The following is a 19,693-nucleotide window of genomic DNA, read 5'->3' as shown; positions in this document are numbered from 1 at the left end:
GCTAGATGAAAAATTTATTGCCGCCGCCTTGGATCAAATTTCCAAGTATAGATCCATTTTCCATCGGCTGGAGAATGGGCGCTGGCGAGGATTATAAGTTTAAATTTAACGACTGGCTTAAAACGCTAAGCCAAGATGAACGTAGCGAGTATCAGCAGCTCTTTACTGAGCCTGCGACGTGGCGTGGCTACTGGGATGAGAGACTAGGCTCTGATGAAAGCATGCTTTTTATCAACGATGAATTTGTCACCGACCTTTGGGAGCGTGAGCCTAGATATGAGTTAAAGTGGCTAAAAAAGCGCTACAACGCTGGCAAGGCGGATAAATTTCTATTTTTTTGGGGTCATCAAAAGAGTGCAGGCATAAGCGCAAGCTGTCTAAGCCAGTGGTACGGCTCTAGTTTTTGGCAAGATGAAACTAGATACATTTGCGCCGAGCAATATATGATGGCTAAAAAGGCTGAGTGTTTTGGCGATAAAGAGGCTTTAGAGCAAATTTTATCCGCCAAAGATCCAGCGCAGATGAAGGCACTTGGCAGGCAGGTACGTGACTTTGACGCCAAGGTCTGGGACGAGATAAAATTTAGCGTTGTGCTAAATGCGAGCTATCTAAAATTTAGTCAAAATGCCCCTTTGCGAGACTTTTTGCTTCAAACTGGGAGTAAAATTTTAGTTGAGGCAAGCCCAGTTGATAAAATTTGGGGCATAGGCATGAGTGCAAGCGATGAAAATGCGCAAAATCCCATGAAGTGGCGAGGGCAAAATTTGCTTGGCTTTGCGCTGATGAGGGCAAGAGACGAGATAGCAAAGGTCTATAAAAATGTCCATTTATGCGATAAAAATGAGCTAAATTTGGATTATTTATAAAGCATGTTTAAGATAAAATGCGGTGTAAATTTGGAGCGAAAATGACAAAACAAGAGTACGAACGAGCGATAAATACGCTAAATGTGTGGGCTAAGGCCTACTACGACGAGGACGAGCCACTTGCAAGCGACGAAGAGTATGACGCGCTATATCACGCGGTTTTGGCCTTCGAGCAGGCAAACCCAAGCGAAATTTCGCTATTTTCACCGACTAAGCGAGTAGGTGGAGGCGTAAAAGAGGGCTTTAGCAAGGCAAGCCACATAAAGCGCATGTGGAGCATGGAGGATATCTTTAGCCTTGGCGAGCTTGATGCTTGGCTAAAGCGCGGCGAGAAGGAGAATTTGACCTTTGTCGCTGAGCCAAAATTTGACGGAGCGAGCCTAAATTTACTCTACGAAAATGGCGTTTTAGTAAGAGCGATAACCAGAGGCGACGGCATTACAGGCGAGGACGTGACGCAAAATGCAAGGACCATTAGCTCAGTGCCAAAGAGCATTAGCTACAAAGGGCTCATTGAAATTCGTGGCGAAGTTGTTATAAGAAAAGAGGACTTTGAGCTACTAAATATAGAGCGTGCAAAATCTGGCGAAGCGCCACTTTCAAACCCTAGAAACGCAGCTGCAGGAAGTCTTAGACAGCTTGATAGCGCAGTGACTGCTAAAAGAAAGCTACTTTTCATACCTTGGGGCGTGGGCGAGCAGAGTCTTGGGCTAAAAGATCACAGCGAGGTGATGAAATTTGTGCGTGAGCTTGGCTTTGAAAGAGATGATTTTTTTAAAATTTTAAAAAAAGATGAGCTTGAGTCCGCATATAACGAGCTCTTGGCAAATCGTGACGCAAAAAGTGTGATGATGGATGGCATGGTGATACGCGTAAACGACCTTGCACGCTGCGAGCAGCTAGGCTACACGGTTAAATTTCCAAAATTTATGGTGGCGTTTAAATTTCCAGCCATTGAGAAGGTGACTAGGCTAAAAGATGTGGCACTTCAAGTTGGCAGAAGCGGCGTGGTGACGCCTGTTGGCGTGCTTGATGAGGTAAATATAGATGGCGCAAATGTAAAATCCGCCACCCTTCATAACTTTGACGAGATCGAGCGCCTTGGTGTCATGAAAAACGACTACATCGGCATCATCCGCTCAGGAGATGTGATACCAAAGATCACAAAGGTCTTTAAAGATAGGAGAGATGGCAGTGAGCAAGCGATTGATAGGCCTAAATTTTGCCCAGTTTGCGGCTCGCACCTGCTTGATGAAGGTGTCTTTGTAAAGTGCCAAAATTTAAGCTGCAGGGCAAGAGTGGTGGGCTCAATAATCCACTACGCATCGAAAAAATGCCTAAATATCGACGGTCTTGGCGATGCGATCGTAAATTTGCTATTTGACAAGGGGCTGATCGCTTGCATAAAAGACATCTACAGCCTTAAATTTGATGATCTCATGGCGCTTGAGGGCTTTAAAGAGAAAAAGGTAAATAACCTTTTAAATGCCATTGAGGCTAGCAAAGGTGCGGAGCTATCGCGCTTTATCACTGGTCTTGGCTGCGAGCACATCGGCGAGGTGGCGGCTAAAAAGCTTGCAAGTAGCTTTGGGATGGGCTGGCTTGATGCTAGCTTTGAAGAGCTTGTCTCGCTTGAGGGCTTTGGCGCGGAGATGGCAAATAGTTTAATCGACTTTGCCGAGGTAAATAGGGATGAAATTTTAGCTTTAAGCCAGATCGTGCAGCCAAGCGTGACGCAGACGCAGAGCATCTCAAACGCGCTAAGTGGCAAGACGGTCGTGATAACTGGCACGCTAAGTCGCCCAAGAGATGAGATAAAGGCGGAGCTTGAGAGCTTTGGCGCAAAGGTTTCTGGCTCAGTTTCTAAAAAAACGGACTTCGTCTTAGCTGGCGAGGAGGCTGGCAGCAAGCTTGATAAAGCAAATGAGCTAGGCGTGCTGGTGATCGATGAGAGCGAATATGAGAGGCTAAAACTTGAGGTTTGATAACTACGTCGCAAGCGTTTTAAACATAAGCAGAAACAAAGCGAGCGAGCTTATAAAATCTGGCAAGGTGCTTGCAAACGGGCAGATTTGCACTAAGGTTTCAAGCGAGGTTAGCGAGGCTAAAATTTCGCTGCTTGATGAAATTTACGTTGGACGAGGCGCTTTGAAGCTAAAGAGCTTTTTGGAGGCGATGAAATTTGACCTAGCTGGCAAAAACGCACTTGATATCGGCAGCTCAACTGGCGGCTTTATGCAAATTTTGCTTGAGCGTGGCGTAAAGAGCGTGGCTGGCGTCGATGTGGGCACTGATCAGCTGGATGCTAGCCTAAGAGGCGATGAGCGAGTGAAAATTTATGAAAAGACTGACGTCAGGGAGTTTGCTAAAACGCACAAAAATGAATTTAACCTCATAACCTGCGACGTGAGCTTTATCTCTTTGGCTGAAATTTTGCCAGCCATTTGCGAGCTTGCAAGTGAGAATTCGCTCATCATCACGCTTTTTAAACCGCAGTTTGAAGTGGGCGTTGGCGTAAAACGCAATAAAAAAGGCGTTGTCACCGACGCTAAGGCTGTAAATTTAGCTATGAAGCGCTTTGAAGTGCTAGCAAGCAGCTTGAAATTTGAACTGATAGCTTGCAAAGAGTGCGAGGTCAAGGGAAAGGAAGGAAATGCCGAATTTTTCTACGCTTTTAACAAAAGATAACATCACTGCCGTTGCGATCGGGCACTTTGACGGCGTGCATAGGGGGCACAAGCAGCTTATAAAGCAGCTTGGCGAGTTTGGCGGACTTGTTGTCATCGATAAAAATAAGGCCAACATCACGCCAAAGCTCAAGCGAGCTGAGTACTCAAACTATCCTTGCTTTTTGTATGATTTTGAGAGTATAAAAGGGCTTAGCGGCGAGGAATTTATCGCACTTTTAAAGCGGGATTTTAAAAATTTAAAAAAGATCGTTGTTGGATTTGATTTTAGATTTGGCAGAAATAGAGCGTGGGACAAGCACGATCTGAAAAGGATTTTTGATGGCGAGGTGGTCGTCGTTGATGAGGTTTGCTATGACGGCATGGGCGTGCATAGCTCATCAATTAGAGAGCTGATACGCCAAGGCAACATCGATGAGGCAAACAGGCTGATAGGCAGGGAGTACTCGATCGAGGGCAACGTGATAAAAGGGCAGGGCATCGGCGCAAAAGAGCTGGTTGCTACGCTAAATTTAGATATAAAAAGCTATCTTTTGCCGCGCGAGGGCGTCTATGCGACAAGAACGAGAATGGGCTCATACACCTATGGCTCGGTCACTTTTATAGGCAACAGACTTAGCACGGATGGAAATTTTAGCGTCGAGACGCACATCTTAGACGAGGTCGCGCCAAAAGTGACAAAGCATGTCGCCGTTTGCTTCATAAAACGTTTGCGCGATAATAAGAAATTTAATAATCTTAGCGAGCTAAAAAAGCAGATAAAACGCGATATAAACGAGGCTAGACAGTGCGTGGGCGTGTGCGATCTCTTTTTTGGAGAGACGATGAGATACTTTGACGGATATGGAGCTGGTATATGAGAGATGAAATTTTTAAAGAACCTATAAGCAAGCAGTTTGAATTTGATGACTTTGTGGCGAGCGTTTTTGATGATATGATCTCGCGCTCGGTACCGTTTTACGACGTTAGCTCAAATTTAAACGCAAAGTTGCTTGCTAAAATTTTGCCAAAATCAGCAAAAGTGTGCGACCTTGGCTGCTCGACGGCAAATAGCCTGCTTTTGCTAAACAACCTTAGAAACGACCTCGTGCTAAGCGGCGTGGATAACTCTGAGGCGATGCTTGCAAATGCAAAAAACAAGGCAAAAGCTTATGGAGCTGATATTGAATTTATTTTAGACGACATCTTAGAGTGCGAGCTAGAGGGCTTTGACGCTGTTTTGGCAAACTATACTTTGCAGTTTATCAGACCGCCAAAAAGGGCTGATCTGGTGCAAAAAATTTATAACGGACTAAATGAAAATGGCGTCTTTTTGTTTAGTGAAAAGATCATCTTTGAAGATAAAAAGCTTACTAAAAGTGTCATAGAAATTTACGAGGACTACAAGCAAGCGCAAGGCTACTCACGCTACGAGATCGCCCAAAAAAGAGAGGCGCTTGAAAATGTGCTGGTGCCATACACTGAAGAAGAAAATAGAAACTTAGCCCTAAATGCTGGCTTTAAGCGTGTCGAGAGCACATTTAAATGGGGAAATTTCATGAGCTTTTTGGCGTTTAAGTAAATTTAAAAACATCTGCTTTTGTATTTAAATATAAAATTTAATCATAAACATTGAATTTAAAATTTAGATTTTGCTTTGCAATGTCAGCATTTTTGAATAATGAAATTTAATAGTAAAGAAATTTAGCGGGAGTTACCCGCTAAATTTACTCATTTATCGCTGCGTTTCCGTGGTGGTGGAAGTCATCGTAGATGATCTTTGAAGTTTGGAATTTCTCGCGTTTTAGCTCGCGAACTCGTAAAAATTCCTCTTCATCGATCTTTTTGATCTGGATAGCTGCTTTAAATGTCGGAGTCTTGCTGATGTAGTCCCAACCGCTGCTTGTTAGCTCGTTGCAAGAGCTCTCCCAGTAGTGGAAAGTCATCTGTATGATGCCATCAGGCACGATGTCAGTTACTTCAGCTTTTACGACGATGTAGCCGTATCTACTCCAAGCTTTGATAAAGTCGCCTTGTTTTAGTCCGTATCTTTCTGCAAGCGCTGGACTCATCTCGGCGATAGGTCCGATGCTATCTCCGCCCTCTTCGATGGCACGTGAGCGTCTTGTCATGGTGCCAACTGTGTATTGATAAACTTTTCTTGTAGTTAAAAGCTGTATCGGATACTCAGCGTCAGTCTTCTCATCGACTGAACCAGCCATGATAGGATACTCTGGCGACATATTCATCTTCTTAGCAAACTCAAGTTTTGCGCTCTCGATCTCATCAGCTTTATCCACAAATAGACAAGGCACGAAGCGGCCTTTGCCATCAGGTGTAAAGAATTTCTTATCTAGATATAAGCTCTGACCGCCCATATCATCTTCAGTTGGGCATGGCCAGTGAAGTCCGTGATATTTTTTAAGCCTATAGTAGCTCATACCGCCGTAGCGTCTAGGGTCGCATTTTCTAACTTCTTCCCAAATTTCTTCTGGTGAGTTAAAATTAAAACCCTCTGTTGCACCCAAACGACGTGCGATCTCGCAAACTATCCACCAGTCTTGTCTAGCATCACCTGGAGGTGTGATGACTGCTTCGTTGTGCTGGACACGGCGCTCTGCGTTTGTGTAAAGACCCTCTTTTTCACTACTTGCCACGCCAGGGAGTACCACGTCAGCTTTTAGTGAAGTCTCAGTTAAAAATAGATCTTGAACCACGTAGAAATCGACATTTGCGATGCCTTTTAAGAAGTGGTTTGTATTTGGCTCAGAGATGACTGGGTTTTCGCCGATAGTCCAGAAGAAATGCACTCTGCCATCAAGGATCGCATCAGGTACTTCAGTTTTATGGATACCTATCTTTGAGTTTAAAAATCCAGGTTCTAGGTGCCACATTTTCTCAAACCAAGCTCTTTGCTCTGGGTCAGTTACTGAGCCAAGATTTGGGAAGATGTTTGGTAAAACGCCCATATCGCAGCAGCCTTGAACATTCTCTTGACCTCTAAGTGGCAAGTCGCCTGTGCCAAGCTCGCAGATATTGCCAGTGATCAAGAATAAATTTGATACATCGCAAACTCCGCCAACGCCGTGGTTGAAGTGAGTTACGCCCATGCCGTGAGTGATGACGGCTGGTTTTGTGGTGGCGTACATTCTAGCAGCTGCTCTGATATCCTCTGGATTTAGCCTTGTGTATTTAGCTACAACTTCTGGGGCATAGTCTTTTACAGCTTCTTTAACGTACTCGATGCCTATTGTGTGATCTCTTACAAATTCCTCATTTACAAGGCCTTCTTCGATGATAGTGTAAAGAAGTGCGTTGATAACAGGGATGTTGTGCTCAGGCTCTAGCTGCAAGTGTATGTCGGCTCTACTTGCAAACTCGGTCTTGATAGGGTCGATAACGATCAGTTTTGCACCGCGGTTTAGCGCTCTTTGGATGTGCATAGCTGCGATTGGGTGACCATTTTCTGGGTTTGAGCCTATCATTAATATACAGTTACTATAAGTGCCAATCTCTGTAAAGCTATTTGTGGCAGCTCCGTTTCCGATTGTTTTAGCAAGTCCTGCTACTGTCGGAGCGTGTCAAATTCTAGCGCAGTGATCGACGTTGTTTGTGCCAATTACAGCTCGCATTAGCTTTTGAGCGACGTAGTTGTCTTCAAGTGTACAGCGTGCTGAGAAGTTTCCTGCTAGTGAGTCAGGGCCGTATTTCTCTTTTGCCTCTTTCATCTTTTCTACGACAAGATCAAGCGCCTCGTCCCAGCTGGCCTCTTCAAATTCACCATCCTTTGAAAAGACCCCATTTTTCTTTCTAATAAGCGGCTTTGTAAGTCTGTCTGGACTTGCAACGTAGTCCCAGCCATAAAAGCCCTTTAAACATAAATTTCCTTGATTGACTGGATTGTCTTCGACGCCAGTAGCGGCACGAACGACGTTGTTTTCCACGTGCAAGGTTACTTGACAGCCTGTCCCGCAATAAGGACAGATGACTTTGCCTTCTTTCATCACTTTCTCCTTCTAATTATGCATTTTCTGCATATTTATTTTGAGTAATATTACTAGCGCGAAACTTAATCTTTTATGAAAAATTCTTTATTTAAAAAATAAATTTTAATTTTAAGTTATATTTTATATAAAATTTAAAAAGCCGAATATATAGGAATTCAAAAAATATGCTAAATTTGCAGGAATTTCTAAAATTTATCAAATAAGAAATAAATTGTGTAAATTTGACACAGAAGCTGAAAGATGAAAAATTAAATTTAAATTTAGTTTGAGACAAGCTGTTTCAACTATAAAAATAAAGAGAAATTTTGAAAGTAAAAGGCGAAATTTAAAGGGAGAGCAGGTCGCTCTCCGTGGGATTATTTATCTCTTAAGCCAAGCTCAGAGATTAGTTTTGAATATGTAGTGTAGTCTTTGTTTTTAAGATACTTTAAAAGTCTTTTTCTTTGACCAACTAGTTTCAAAAGACCTAAACGTGATGAAAAGTCTTTTTTGAAAATTTTAAGGTGTTCTGTAAGTTCAGTTATTCTAGCTGTTAAAAGAGCTATTTGAACTTCTGGAGAGCCTGTATCTCCCTCTTTTCTAGCGAATTTCGCAACTATTTGAGCTTTTTTAGCCGAATCCAAAGCCATGATGACCTCCTGATTGGTGAATTTTGGAAGAGCGATTATAGCATTTAAAACATAAAGTTAGATAAAATTACGCTTTTTAAAAATTAATGAAAAATGCAGTAAAAATTTAATAAAATTAGGGCTATTTAAAGAGTTAAGGAAGATAAATGCTTTTTACAAAGGCAAGCGAATACGCTCTACTTTCGCTTATTTTAATATCTCAAAAATCATCGCCAGTTGATGTTGATACGATCTCAAATGAGCTTAAAATTTCAAAAAGTTTTCTGGCAAAAATTTTACAAAATTTAGCAAAAGATGGAGTTTTAAAGTCATTTAAAGGAGCAAATGGCGGTTTTGCACTAAACGGCGAACCTGAAAATTTAAGCATAAAAAAGATAATCGAATGCGCCGAAAAGCGCGAACTAAGCGTCTTTGAGTGCTCATCTTCAGCGCTTGGTTGCCCATCAAACAAAGCCTCAAGCTGTCAAATTTGGTCGATGTTTAGCGGCCTTCAAGGCAAGATCGACGAGATGCTTGACGCGATCAAACTAAGTGACATCGTTAAGAAGTAAAGTTGGCAAAGCAAAAAAATAATATCTTGACTCTTGTCGCACCGTTTCTTGCGCCAATTGTCAAATTTAAAAGTCTTAGCATCGTTGGCATCATCGTTGCCATCCTTGCTATCATCATCGTTCCGCTTCCAAGTGCGGTGCTTGACTTTTTCTTAGCACTTTCGATCTCGATTTCAGTGCTTATTATTTTGATATCTATTTACGTGCCAAAGCCGACTGACCTTAGCACGTTTCCGACGCTCATTCTCATCATCACTCTTTTTCGCCTCTCGCTAAACATAGCAACTACGCGTATGATCTTAAGCGAGGGTCACAATGGCCCAGAAGCGGTCAGTGAGATCATCTCAAGCTTTGGAAATTTCGTCGTTGGCGGCAACTTCGTCATCGGCACCATCGTTTTTTGTATCTTGGTACTCATAAATTTCATGGTCGTAACAAAGGGTTCAACCCGTGTGAGTGAGGTGCAAGCACGTTTTACACTTGATGCGATGCCTGGTAAGCAAATGGCGATAGATGCCGATCTAAACGCAGGTTTGATCGACGAAAAAACGGCGCGCGAAAGACGTCAAGCCATCATCGGAGAGGCAAATTTCTACGGCGCGATGGATGGTTCGTCTAAATTTATAAAAGGTGACGCCGTAGCTGGCATCATCATCACTATCATTAACATCATCGGCGGCTTTGCTATCGGTTCGTTTCAGCACGGCCTTGATATGGCGACATCGGCTCAGTACTATACGATCCTAACTATCGGTGATGGCCTTGTGAGCCAGATTCCAGGACTTATCACTTCAACAGCGACTGCTATCATCATCACAAGGGCTAGCAAAGACGACGAGGACTTTGCAGAGGGCACGCTAAATCAACTCTTAGGCGACTATAAAACCTTGCTGATAGTGGGCTTCATACTATTTATGTTTGCCCTTGTGCCTGGTCTGCCAACTCTATCTCTTGGCTTTATAGCACTACTATTTTTGGGACTTGGCTACATTATAAAGCAGACCAAAGATGGCGGGCTAAATTTAAGCCTTGCACCAAAAGAAAAAACAGCTGGCAAAAAAGCTGGAGCCGCTACGCCAAGTGGGGCTGGAGCAGCAGCTGCAAGTGGTGGGGCTGCTAAGGCTCCAAAGAAGAGCGACGAAGAGATCGCAAGAGAAGAAGAGACTAAGATAAATGACATCTTAAAGCTTGAAATTTTAGAGCTTGACTTAGGATATGGCTTGCTAAAGCTAGCTGACGTGGATCTCATTGAGAGAATTCGTGCTATGAGGCGAAATATCGCTTCAAGTCTTGGCTTTTTGATGCCAAAGATAAGGATACGCGACAACCTCCAACTACCACCAAACGAGTACCGCTTTAAGCTAAAAGGCATCGTGATCGGTCAGGGCGAAATTTACGCGGATAAATTTCTAGCGATGGATAGTGGCCTAGTGAGCGAGGATATAGAAGGAATTCCGACAAAGGAGCCAGCTTTTGGGCTAGATGCTCTTTGGATCGATGCTAGCGTCAAAGAGGACGCCATACTTAGCGGATATACGATAGTTGATCCTGCAAGCGTCATCTCAACGCACATGAGCGAGCTTATCAAGCAAAATGCAGCCGAGCTTCTAACTCGCCAAGAGACGCAAAATTTACTAGACAAACTAAAGATCGACTACCCAGTCGTGGTCGAGGATACGCTAAGGATCGCACCTATAAATTTGATCCAAAAGGTCTTAAAAACGCTGCTTAAAGACAATATCCCGATCAAAGACCTACTTAGCATACTTGAAGCCATCAGCGACATCGCCGAGGTTAGTAAAAATTTAGATATGATCATCGAGCACGTGCGTGCAGCGCTTTCACGCGTCATCACCTCGCTTTATGTAGATGAAAAGGGTCAGCTAAATTTCTACATCCTAGACACCGCCGCGCAGCAAAAGCTCATGGATGCGGTGCAGTATAAAGACGGCGCATATCACTTGATGATAAATGTGGCGCAGACATCATCTATCGTGCAAGCACTTAGGCGTGAAAAAGAGAAACGGCCAATGAGCCAGCACGGAGAGATGGTGCTTTGCGTGGAGCCAAGCTTGCGCAAATTTATAGCAAATATCTGCGCAAATTTCGCCATCGACATAGTGGTACTAAGCTTTGCTGAGATCTCGGCAAATACGCCATTTGAAACAGTTGGCGTCATAGAAATAGAAAATTTATAAAGGAAAAAGATGAAAATTTATCACCTCTCACACACCGATCTTGACGGATACGGCGCGCAATACATAACAAATTTTTACTTCAAAGATGTGAAATTTCTAAACTCAAACTACGGCAGAGAGATAGATGATAAATTTGCTCAAATTCTATCTGAGATAGACGCCTCAAACGATGATAAAAACGTCATTTTGATCACCGATCTAAATTTAAGCCTAGCTCAGTGCGAGAGCTTTGAGGAGATGATAGAGGGCAAAAATATAAAGCTATTTTTGCTAGATCATCACCAAAGCGGTGCCGAGTGCGCGAGCGCTTACTCATGGTACTTTTTAGATAGTTCAAGGTGCGCTACAAAGATCACTTACGACTTTTTTGCGGGCATTTTTGGCAAAAACAAGGAGCTTGAAATTTTTAGTGACGTCGTAAATGCCGTGGATATCTGGCTAAAAGATGATAAAAATTTCGAGATGGGCAAGGTCTGCTTGGGGCTTGTGGCAAATGCTAAAGAGATAAATAAAGTGATGTTTGAAGCTGAAAACAACCTCTATATGGATCATCTCTTAAAAGAAGCGAGCAAATTTTTTAACGATAAAAACGACTATATAGGCCTTGACATGCAGGTGCATGCTATTAAAAAGTCATTTTTCAAAGAGGATAAAGACGATACGCTAAGCAATCTAATATCAAACTACGTCGTAAAAAAACTTAGTGAAAATAAAGAGAAATTTAGCATAAGCTATAAAGATCATAAAGGAATTTTAACCTACAATGTCGGCAATGTTTCGGTTATCGGCAACGACTTTTTAGTGGCAAATCCTGAATTTGACTTCTTTATCGACGTGACAAATAAAAAAACGCTAAGCTTTCGTGCAAATGGCAAGCTAGATGTTAGCGCCATGGCAAAACACCTAGTTGGCGGCGGCGGACACGTGAACGCTAGCGGCGGGCTATTTGCAAATTTCAAAGATGGCTTTAGCTATGAGCCGATCAAGGCGCAGATAGTTGATCTAATAACTAAAAAAACACAGGAGGAGATATGAAAGAAGAAGAGGTAAGCGTAGAGGAGCTTAGCTACGAGCTTAGCATGGTGCTTGAGGCGATGTTTTACTATGCTGGCGTAAAAAAAGAGAAGCTTGAAGAGGCGGCAAATCTCTATGTCGAGTGCATCGATGATGCGCTAGAGAACTCTGACGCTAGCGGTAGCGATGAGGTCATAGAGATAGTTGAATATATGAAAAAACACCATCCAAAGTTATTTAAATAAGGAGAAAATATGAAGAAAATTTTAGTTTTAGCGACAGCACTTTTTGCGCTAAATGCTATGGCAAATGAAAATTTAGACAAGGCAAATGAGCTTTATGCAAAGAAAAATTTTAACGAGGCCTATCTTGCTTTTAACAAAGCTTGCGGCGAGGGCGAGAAAAAGGCTTGCACGATGAATGCTATCATGCTATTTAACGGCGATGGCGTGGCGAAAGATAGAGCTCAGGCTGAGAAAATTTTTACAAAAATGTGCGACGAAAATGAGGGTATGGCCTGCGAAAAGCTAGGCGAAATGACAGCTTATGGCCTTATAAAAGACAAAGATGATAATGAAGCAAAAAGCGAAGAGAAGGCAAAAGCTTTGTTTAAAAAAGCTTGCGATAACGGCTACAAACCAGCTTGCGACTTTGTAACAAAATAGATCAAAAAGGGCTTAAAATGGGCTACAAACATAAAGATTTGATAGGAACTAGAGAGCTTAGCAAGGAAGAAATTTTATATTTTCTAGAGGCGGCGAAAGAGTTTAAGGAGCTAAATTTAAGCCAAGTGAAAAAAAATGACTACCTTCGTGGAAAGACCACGATCAACGCATTTTATGAAAACTCGACAAGAACTAGAACATCCTTTGAAATCGCAGCAAAGAGGCTTGGGGCTGATACGATAAATTTCAGCTCGTCAAGCTCTAGCGTGACAAAGGGCGAGAGTCTAAATGACACGATGAATAACATGGCTGCTATGAGAACTGATATCATCGTGCTTCGCCACCCAAGCTCTGGAGCGGCGAAATTTGCAGCTGATAGGACAGAAGCTAGCGTCGTAAATGCAGGAGACGGCACAAATGAGCACCCAAGCCAAGCTCTGCTTGATCTTTTCACGCTAAGAGAGCATGGTAAAATTTTGGATAAAAACCTAAACGTGGCGATCATCGGCGACATCGCTAGAAGCCGCGTGGCAAGGTCTGACATCTGGGCGATGAAGAAATTTGGTATAAATTTAAAGCTCTTTGCGCCAAGGATGATGATGCCAAAAGACGCTGAGGTCTTTGAGTCTCAAATTTGCAAAAATATGGAGGAGGCTTGCGAGGGCAGCGACGTCATCATCATGCTTCGCATCCAACTAGAGCGTGGCGGTGCGGACGTGGCATTTCCAAGCTCGAGAGAGTACTCGAAATTCTTTGGACTAAATAAAAATAGGATAAAGCTAGCAAAGCCTGATGCGATCGTGCTGCACCCAGGACCGATAAATAGGGGCGTGGAGTTAAATTCAGACGTGGCTGATGGCACGCACTCAGTCATACTAAATCAAGTTGAAAACGGCGTTGCTATAAGAATGGCGATACTAAATACGCTTGCAAAAAATAGGGGCTAACGATGAAAATAGCAATAATTAACGGCACTATCGTAAATAGCGACGAGAAATTTAAGGCAAATATCCTAATAGAAAACGGCAAAATAGCCAAAATCGGAAGTGAGAAATTTGAGGCTGATAAGGTCATCGACGCTACAAATAAGCTCGTCATGCCAGGACTTATCGATATGCACGTGCATTTTCGCGATCCTGGTCAAGAGTATAAAGACGACATCATCTCAGGCTCCGAAGCGGCTGTGGCTGGAGGAGTGACCACCTGCCTTTGCATGGCTAACACAAACCCAGTAAATGACAACGCCTCGATCACAAGAGCTATGATAGAAAAGGCTAAAAACTGCGGACTGATCGATCTTTTGCCAATCGCAGCCATTAGCAAAGGACTTGGCGGTAATGAGATCGTTGAAATGGGCGATCTTATAGAGGCTGGCGCAGTTGCATTTAGTGATGACGGCCTACCAGTGACTAGCTCAAGCGTGATGAGAGCGGCACTTGAATACTCAAGCATGTTTAATAGCTTTTGTATAAGCCACTCAGAGGACTGCTCGCTTTGCAGGCAGGGCGTCATGCATGAGGGCAAGGTCTCAGCCATACTTGGACTTCGCGGCATGGCGAGAGAGAAAGAGGAGATCGCAGTGAGCCGTGATATGCTGCTTGCAAAGCTCACCAAAGCGCACATCCACATCGCTCACGTAAGCTCAGAGTACTCGCTAAAGATCATCGAAATGGGCAAAAAAGAGGGCATAAACATCACTTGCGAGGCGACACCTCACCACTTTAGCTTTAGTGACGATGAAATTTTGAAAAATGCCTACGATACAAATTTCAAAATGTCGCCGCCACTTCGTGAGATAAGCGACGTAAAAGCGGTGAGAGAGGCGCTAAAAAGCGGACTTATAGACGTTATCGCCACCGATCATGCCCCACATCACACGGATGAAAAGATAGTGGAATTTGACAAGGCGCCATTTGGCATCATCGGACTTCAAACCCTTGTGCCACTCACTCTTAAGCTCGTAAATGAGGGCGTTATAAGCTTAGAGCGCATGGTGGAGCTAACTTCTACAAATGCGGCTAAGATGCTAAATTTAAAAGATAAGGGCAGGCTTGCTGAGGGCATGCTAGCTGACATCGCGGTGATAGACCCTGAGATCGAGTATATTTATGATGAAAAGATAAACCGCTCAAAATCGGTAAATTCTCCACTATTTGGCAAAAAGCTAAAAGGCGCAGCGACTACCACGATAAAAAGTGGCAAGATCGTTTATGAGTTTGGAAAATAGTCTAAATTTGCTCGCGTTTGCGGGCGAATTTGCTTTAGATGCTTTGAGATATAAAATTTGCTAGAAATTTCTAGCAAATTTTAGTTTTTATGAGTTATATTTTTTAACTATACCGCAAACTACTTTTTCTATAAAAAGCGCAGAAGCTACTTCGCAGTGCTCTCTTTTAGAGTGAGGTGAGTAGATGTTTGGTCCAATAGAACATGCACTAAGATCTGCTTTTTTCTCCAAAAGCACTCCACATTCTAGTCCAGCATGCACAGCTGTTATCCTTGCATTTGGCTTATAAATTTTAAGCTCTTCTAAGATATCGTTTGCAAATTTATCATTTATAGGCTTCCAAGCTGGGTTTCTATCTTTTGAAATGACGCTAAAACCAAGCGCCTTTGCAAGCTCTGAAATTTTAAATTCCATCCTATTTAGCCCGTCTTTACTCATTGACCTAGCGAAAAACTCCCAAAAATTTATAGATAAGAAATATACGCAATAAAGAAGCAGAGAAGATAGGTTAGTGACAATAAATTTGATAAATTTGCGTTTGGCTACTGAAGCTACCATTTATAGATATTTTGGTAGCTAAGATAGATGCTCGTTAAGATAAGCGGAGCAAAACCATATATAAATAGGTAGGATGAAATTTATTTGACAGCCTTTTTGGCTACAAAGTTTATAAAATATACAAATTTCAAGCCAAAAATACTAAATTTTGGCTCTTTTTTCTCTTGCTTTTTTGATCTTGTTTTTAACTACATGAAATTTTGAAGCTGCAGCCGAGCATAGATCCTTGTAAGTAACCAAAATTTTTGACTCTTTTTTAGTGCAAATGACTGCAAAAACGCTCTCAAGGTCGATTCTCTCTTTTTGTGTTAAATTTTCCATCTATTTTCCTAGCAATTTTCTCATCTTATTGACAACAAATAATATTTCATCATCGTCAAGCTCACATAACAGTTTGCAAACAGCAGCAGCAGCTTGCGGCCTTGAGTTTCCAAGTCTCCAGTCCTGATATGTCCTCATAGGTACGCCAAGATCTTCTGCCATTTTTGCTTGTGAAATTTTCTTACCGATATTTTTTGCCTCAACTGCATTGTGAAGCAAATTAAATATATCACTTGTTTCAATCATTGAAAAATTATACGTTATTTATCATTAAATATACCTAAAATATTATATAAATAATGTAAAATAGTATATAAATATCAAAATAAAGCATTAAACATACTAAAAATTATTTATAATATACGTTATAACGTATAAAAAACTTTTAATTTTTTGAATAAAATTAGAAATTTCGGGTTTTTATGTTGAAGTTAAATTTCTTATTCTGTTTTAATTTTTATTTCTTTTTACGCAAAGCTTATATTATAGGCATTAGAAAAGTTTAGTTATATAGGCTAAATATATGTAAATAAATTTTTTTAACTTATATACTTGACATTGATAAACTAAAGTTGTATAATCCGCTTAGCAATTAAAAAGAAAGAGTGCTAAAAGTGAGTAAAACAAATAAACGCGATTTGATACTAAATTCTATCATTGAAGCCTATTTACAGAACAATGCGCCTATTGGCTCAAACGAGCTTGGCTCTCGCATGAGCGTGGCGATACCAGCATCTACGATACGTGTTTATTTCAAAAAGCTTTCAGATGAGGGCGAGATCACAAAACTTCACATCAGTGGCGGCAGGATCCCAACTATCGCTGCAATGAGGAGATATTGGAGTGAAATTTTTGCTGAAAGCGACATAAATTTAGAGATAAATGATCTAAGAAGCTTAAAGATGCTCTGTGATGAATTTGAACTTTATTGTATGATTTTTGGCACGATCGACAAGGAGTTGCTAGAAATTTTAAATTTAAATGATAGATATCTGGTTTTAAATTTTAGCGGCGATGAGATAGTTATCAAATTTGATGCTAGGATGTATAAATTTTTAAACAACCTTATCGGAGTTAGTTTAGACAAGCTTGAGCTTATCTGTTCTCAAGTTGGCTTAAGCGAACTAAAAAACAAGATAAGAGAGCTTAAAAGGACTAAAATTTACTTCCAAGAAAATGAAATTTTAGCCTTTAATATGTTCAAGGATAGACGCTTTAAGATGATTTTTGATCCTAGTTTTAGCTTGCAGATGGATGAAGAACTTACATTTTCTCCTATGTTTGATGAAAATTACATGGGGCTTAAATTTAAAGCAAACTACCTTGGTAGCGAGGCGCAGATGATCTGTGCTGGCAGTGTTTATACTGATTATGTGAAATTTATAAATCTAATAAAGGAGGCCGCGTGAGCGAAGAGGTAAAAGAGCAAAATCTACCTGAGGTCGAGCCTGTGCAAGAGGCAGCTAGCGATAGTGTAAATTTAGATGCACTTAGCGATATCTCAAAAGTGGAGAAGCTCGAAAAAGAGCTTGGCGAGATCACTGATAAATATTACAGAGCAAATGCTGAGTTTGAAAATATCAAAAAGCGTTATGAAAAAGAGAAAGCAGACGTTGCAAGCTATGCAAATGAGAAATTTGCAAGGGACTTGCTCCCAGTCATCGATGCGCTCGAGATCGCTGCAAATTTTGACCCAGAAGATGATGAATTTGCCAAAAAGATCAAAGAGGGCATTTTGATAACGATAAATCAGTTCAAGAAATGTTTTGAAAAGCATGGCGTGAGCGAGATCGCAACTGATGCCGAGTTTGATCCAAATGTGCATAATGCCGTTTTAAGGGTCGATAGCGAGGAGAAGCAAAGCGGTCAGATCGTGCAAGCTTTACAAAAAGGCTATATGATAAATGGTAGGGTTTTGCGCCCAGCTATGGTCAGTGTGGCAAACTAAATTTAAAAAATAAATCTAATAAAGGAAAAATATGTCAAAAGTTATAGGTATAGACTTAGGTACAACAAACTCTTGTGTGAGCGTTTTTGAGCGCGGCGAGAGCAAGGTTATCCCAAATAAAGAGGGTAAAAACACAACTCCATCTGTTGTTGCTTTTACAGACAAAGGTGAAATTTTAGTAGGTGACGTTGCAAAACGTCAAGCAGTTACAAACCCTGAAAAAACGATATATTCTATCAAACGTATCATGGGTTTGATGAGCAATGAAAAAAATGCTGAAGAGGCAAAGGCTCGTTTGCCATATCACGTTGTAGATAGAAACGGCGCTTGCGCGGTTGAGATAGCTGGCAAGGTCTATACTCCGCAAGAAATTTCAGCAAAAATTCTTATCAAACTAAAAGAAGACGCTGAAGCATACCTTGGCGAGAGCGTGACAGACGCGGTTATCACTGTGCCTGCATACTTTAACGATAGCCAAAGAAAGGCTACAAAAGAGGCTGGTACTATCGCTGGTCTAAACGTGCTTCGTATCATCAACGAGCCAACAGCTGCGGCACTTGCCTATGGTCTTGATAAAAAAGAGGCTGAGAAAATTTTAGTTTATGACCTAGGTGGTGGTACATTTGACGTTACAGTGCTTGAAACTGGCGATAATATCGTTGAGGTTTTGGCAACTGGCGGTAACGCATTCTTAGGTGGCGATGACTTTGATAACAAGATCATCGACTGGCTAGTAAGTGAGTTCAAAAACGAAACTGGTATCGATCTAAAAGGCGATATCATGGCACTTCAACGCTTAAAAGAAGCCGCTGAAAATGCTAAAAAAGAGCTAAGCTCAGCTCAAGAGACTGAGATAAATTTACCATTTATCACAGCTGACGCGACTGGTCCAAAACACCTTGTCAAAAAGCTAACTCGCGCTAAATTTGAAGGCATGATCGACTCACTTGTGGGCGAGACTATCACTAAGATAAATGAAGTCATCAAAGATGCAGGTCTAAGCAAGGGCGACATCAAAGAGGTCGTAATGGTCGGTGGTTCAACTCGTGTACCACTTGTTCAAGAAGAGGTTAAAAAGGCATTTGGCAAAGAGCTAAATAAGAGCGTAAATCCAGATGAAGTCGTAGCTATCGGTGCTGCGATCCAAGGTGCGGTTATCAAAGGTGACGTAAAAGACGTGCTACTTCTTGACGTTACTCCACTTAGCCTTGGTATCGAGACACTTGGCGGCGTGATGACAAAGATCATCGAAAAAGGCACAACTATACCAACTAAGAAAAGTCAAGTCTTCTCAACTGCAGAAGATAACCAAAATGCCGTTACTATCATGGTTTTACAAGGTGAGCGTGAGTTTGCAAGGGATAATAAATCACTTGGTAACTTTAACCTCGAAGGTATCCCAGCAGCTCCAAGAGGCGTGCCTCAAATCGAAGTTGAATTTGACATCGACGCAAACGGAATTTTAACCGTTTCAGCAAAAGATAAAGCAACTGGTAAAGCCCAAAACATCACTATCTCAGGATCAAGCGGTCTTAGCGAAGATGAGATAAATAGCATGGTAAAAGACGCTGAGCTTCACAAAGAAGAGGATAAAAAACGCAAAGATGCAGTTGAAGCTAGAAACCAAGCCGATGCACTAGTTCATCAAACTGAAAAGAGCATGAGCGAGCTTGGCGAGAAAGTCCCAGCTGATGATAGAAGCAACATCGAAGCTGCGCTAAATGATCTAAAAGAGGTTCTAAAAGACGAAAACTCTTCAAAAGAGCAGATCGATGCAAAGGTAGAAGCTCTAAGTAAAGCTAGCCATAAACTTGCAGAAGCTATGTATAAAAAAGATGAAAACGCTGGCGCAAACGGCGGCAACAACAAAAAAGACGACGACGTAATAGACGCTGAAGTCGAGTAAAACTCCTAGGGCAGGGCACTTGCCTTGCTCTTTTAGCTTATAAATTTAAACCTCTAAACACTTCTTAACACACTCTCACAACATTATCTTGTAAGATGAAAAGTATAAATTTTTAAAATTTAGCCAAGCCTAAAAAT

General features: G+C 41.7%; 20 protein-coding genes. 15 read left to right on the top strand and 5 right to left on the bottom strand.

Annotated elements, in window-relative coordinates; translation table 11 throughout:
- The first annotated feature begins 5 nt into the window (after positions 1-5).
- Genes B9N65_RS01515 through cmoA form a run of 5 tightly spaced genes read left to right on the top strand, consistent with a single transcriptional unit; the run spans position 6 to position 5,114 of the window.
- Entirely contained in the window at positions 6-866 is an 861-nt protein-coding gene (locus B9N65_RS01515) for an NADAR family protein (RefSeq protein ID WP_087582530.1), read from the top strand.
- A 41-nt stretch (positions 867-907) separates the two neighbouring features.
- Complete coding sequence (gene ligA, locus B9N65_RS01510; protein WP_087582529.1) at positions 908-2,851, top strand: NAD-dependent DNA ligase LigA; 1,944 nt, start codon at positions 908-910, stop codon at positions 2,849-2,851.
- Positions 2,841-3,554: a 23S rRNA (cytidine-2'-O)-methyltransferase TlyA gene (gene tlyA, locus B9N65_RS01505; RefSeq protein ID WP_087582528.1), complete on the top strand. Its 714-nt coding sequence runs from the start codon at positions 2,841-2,843 to the stop codon at positions 3,552-3,554. Before ligA ends, tlyA begins: the two co-directional genes overlap by 11 nt.
- Positions 3,520-4,413, top strand: coding sequence for a bifunctional riboflavin kinase/FAD synthetase (locus B9N65_RS01500; RefSeq protein ID WP_087582527.1), 894 nt, complete (start codon positions 3,520-3,522; stop codon positions 4,411-4,413). Before tlyA ends, B9N65_RS01500 begins: the two co-directional genes overlap by 35 nt.
- The gene (cmoA, locus tag B9N65_RS01495; RefSeq protein ID WP_021085945.1) at positions 4,410-5,114 is read left to right on the top strand and encodes a carboxy-S-adenosyl-L-methionine synthase CmoA; all 705 of its coding nucleotides are present in this window, start codon (positions 4,410-4,412) and stop codon (positions 5,112-5,114) included. Before B9N65_RS01500 ends, cmoA begins: the two co-directional genes overlap by 4 nt.
- A gap of 145 nt (positions 5,115-5,259) precedes the next feature.
- On the opposite strand, the gene fdhF is transcribed toward cmoA, so the two are convergent.
- Both fdhF and rpsO read right to left on the bottom strand, forming a co-directional pair.
- Positions 5,260-7,536, bottom strand: a complete 2,277-nt coding sequence (fdhF, locus tag B9N65_RS11390) for a formate dehydrogenase subunit alpha (protein ID WP_080655749.1) — start codon at positions 7,534-7,536, stop codon at positions 5,260-5,262.
- A gap of 359 nt (positions 7,537-7,895) precedes the next feature.
- Positions 7,896-8,168 (bottom strand): 30S ribosomal protein S15, encoded by a 273-nt coding sequence (gene rpsO, locus B9N65_RS01480; RefSeq protein WP_004317763.1) that lies wholly within the window; start codon positions 8,166-8,168, stop codon positions 7,896-7,898.
- A gap of 146 nt (positions 8,169-8,314) precedes the next feature.
- Between rpsO and B9N65_RS01475 the strand changes: the two genes are divergently transcribed.
- From B9N65_RS01475 to B9N65_RS01445, 7 genes are read left to right on the top strand one after another with little or no spacing between them, the layout of a single operon-like run.
- The gene (locus B9N65_RS01475) at positions 8,315-8,719 is read left to right on the top strand and encodes an Rrf2 family transcriptional regulator (protein WP_004317794.1); all 405 of its coding nucleotides are present in this window, start codon (positions 8,315-8,317) and stop codon (positions 8,717-8,719) included.
- 2 nt (positions 8,720-8,721) lie between these two features.
- A complete protein-coding gene (gene flhA, locus B9N65_RS01470) occupies positions 8,722-10,917 on the top strand; it encodes a flagellar biosynthesis protein FlhA (RefSeq protein ID WP_087582526.1) in 2,196 nt (731 codons plus the stop codon).
- 9 nt (positions 10,918-10,926) lie between these two features.
- The gene (locus tag B9N65_RS01465; RefSeq protein WP_087582525.1) at positions 10,927-11,952 is read left to right on the top strand and encodes a DHH family phosphoesterase; all 1,026 of its coding nucleotides are present in this window, start codon (positions 10,927-10,929) and stop codon (positions 11,950-11,952) included.
- Positions 11,949-12,176 carry a hypothetical protein gene (locus B9N65_RS01460; protein WP_012140046.1) on the top strand — a complete coding sequence of 76 codons (228 nt, stop codon included), beginning with the start codon at positions 11,949-11,951 and terminating at the stop codon, positions 12,174-12,176. The genes B9N65_RS01465 and B9N65_RS01460 overlap by 4 nt, the downstream gene beginning before the upstream one ends.
- Positions 12,177-12,185: 9 nt before the next feature.
- A complete protein-coding gene (locus B9N65_RS01455; RefSeq protein ID WP_087582524.1) occupies positions 12,186-12,596 on the top strand; it encodes a tetratricopeptide repeat protein in 411 nt (136 codons plus the stop codon).
- A 17-nt stretch (positions 12,597-12,613) separates the two neighbouring features.
- Positions 12,614-13,543 (top strand): aspartate carbamoyltransferase catalytic subunit, encoded by a 930-nt coding sequence (locus tag B9N65_RS01450; RefSeq protein WP_002942659.1) that lies wholly within the window; start codon positions 12,614-12,616, stop codon positions 13,541-13,543.
- Positions 13,544-13,545: 2 nt separating this feature from the next.
- Complete coding sequence (locus tag B9N65_RS01445) at positions 13,546-14,823, top strand: dihydroorotase (RefSeq protein WP_087582523.1); 1,278 nt, start codon at positions 13,546-13,548, stop codon at positions 14,821-14,823.
- Positions 14,824-14,910: 87 nt separating this feature from the next.
- On the opposite strand, the gene B9N65_RS01440 is transcribed toward B9N65_RS01445, so the two are convergent.
- The 3 genes from B9N65_RS01440 to B9N65_RS01430 form a co-directional block, all read right to left on the bottom strand.
- Positions 14,911-15,381, bottom strand: a complete 471-nt coding sequence (locus tag B9N65_RS01440; protein WP_257640006.1) for a hypothetical protein — start codon at positions 15,379-15,381, stop codon at positions 14,911-14,913.
- A gap of 141 nt (positions 15,382-15,522) precedes the next feature.
- Entirely contained in the window at positions 15,523-15,702 is a 180-nt protein-coding gene (locus B9N65_RS01435) for a hypothetical protein (RefSeq protein WP_087580935.1), read from the bottom strand.
- Positions 15,703-15,948, bottom strand: coding sequence for a DNA-binding protein (locus B9N65_RS01430; RefSeq protein ID WP_087582522.1), 246 nt, complete (start codon positions 15,946-15,948; stop codon positions 15,703-15,705).
- A gap of 368 nt (positions 15,949-16,316) precedes the next feature.
- On the opposite strand from B9N65_RS01430, the gene B9N65_RS01425 reads away from it, so the two are divergent.
- The 3 genes from B9N65_RS01425 to dnaK are packed head-to-tail and all read left to right on the top strand — an operon-like array spanning position 16,317 to position 19,556.
- Entirely contained in the window at positions 16,317-17,111 is a 795-nt protein-coding gene (locus B9N65_RS01425; RefSeq protein ID WP_087582732.1) for an HrcA family transcriptional regulator, read from the top strand.
- Positions 17,108-17,650, top strand: coding sequence for a nucleotide exchange factor GrpE (gene grpE, locus B9N65_RS01420; RefSeq protein ID WP_021090155.1), 543 nt, complete (start codon positions 17,108-17,110; stop codon positions 17,648-17,650). The genes B9N65_RS01425 and grpE overlap by 4 nt, the downstream gene beginning before the upstream one ends.
- A 31-nt stretch (positions 17,651-17,681) precedes the next feature.
- Positions 17,682-19,556, top strand: a complete 1,875-nt coding sequence (gene dnaK, locus B9N65_RS01415; protein WP_087582521.1) for a molecular chaperone DnaK — start codon at positions 17,682-17,684, stop codon at positions 19,554-19,556.
- Positions 19,557-19,693 lie beyond the last annotated feature (137 nt).

This window comes from Campylobacter concisus (assembly GCF_002165815.1).
Lineage (GTDB): Bacteria > Campylobacterota > Campylobacteria > Campylobacterales > Campylobacteraceae > Campylobacter_A > Campylobacter_A concisus_BH.
The sequence above is the reverse complement of the archived record's forward strand: the minus strand, read 5'-3'. Positions and strand labels throughout refer to the sequence as shown.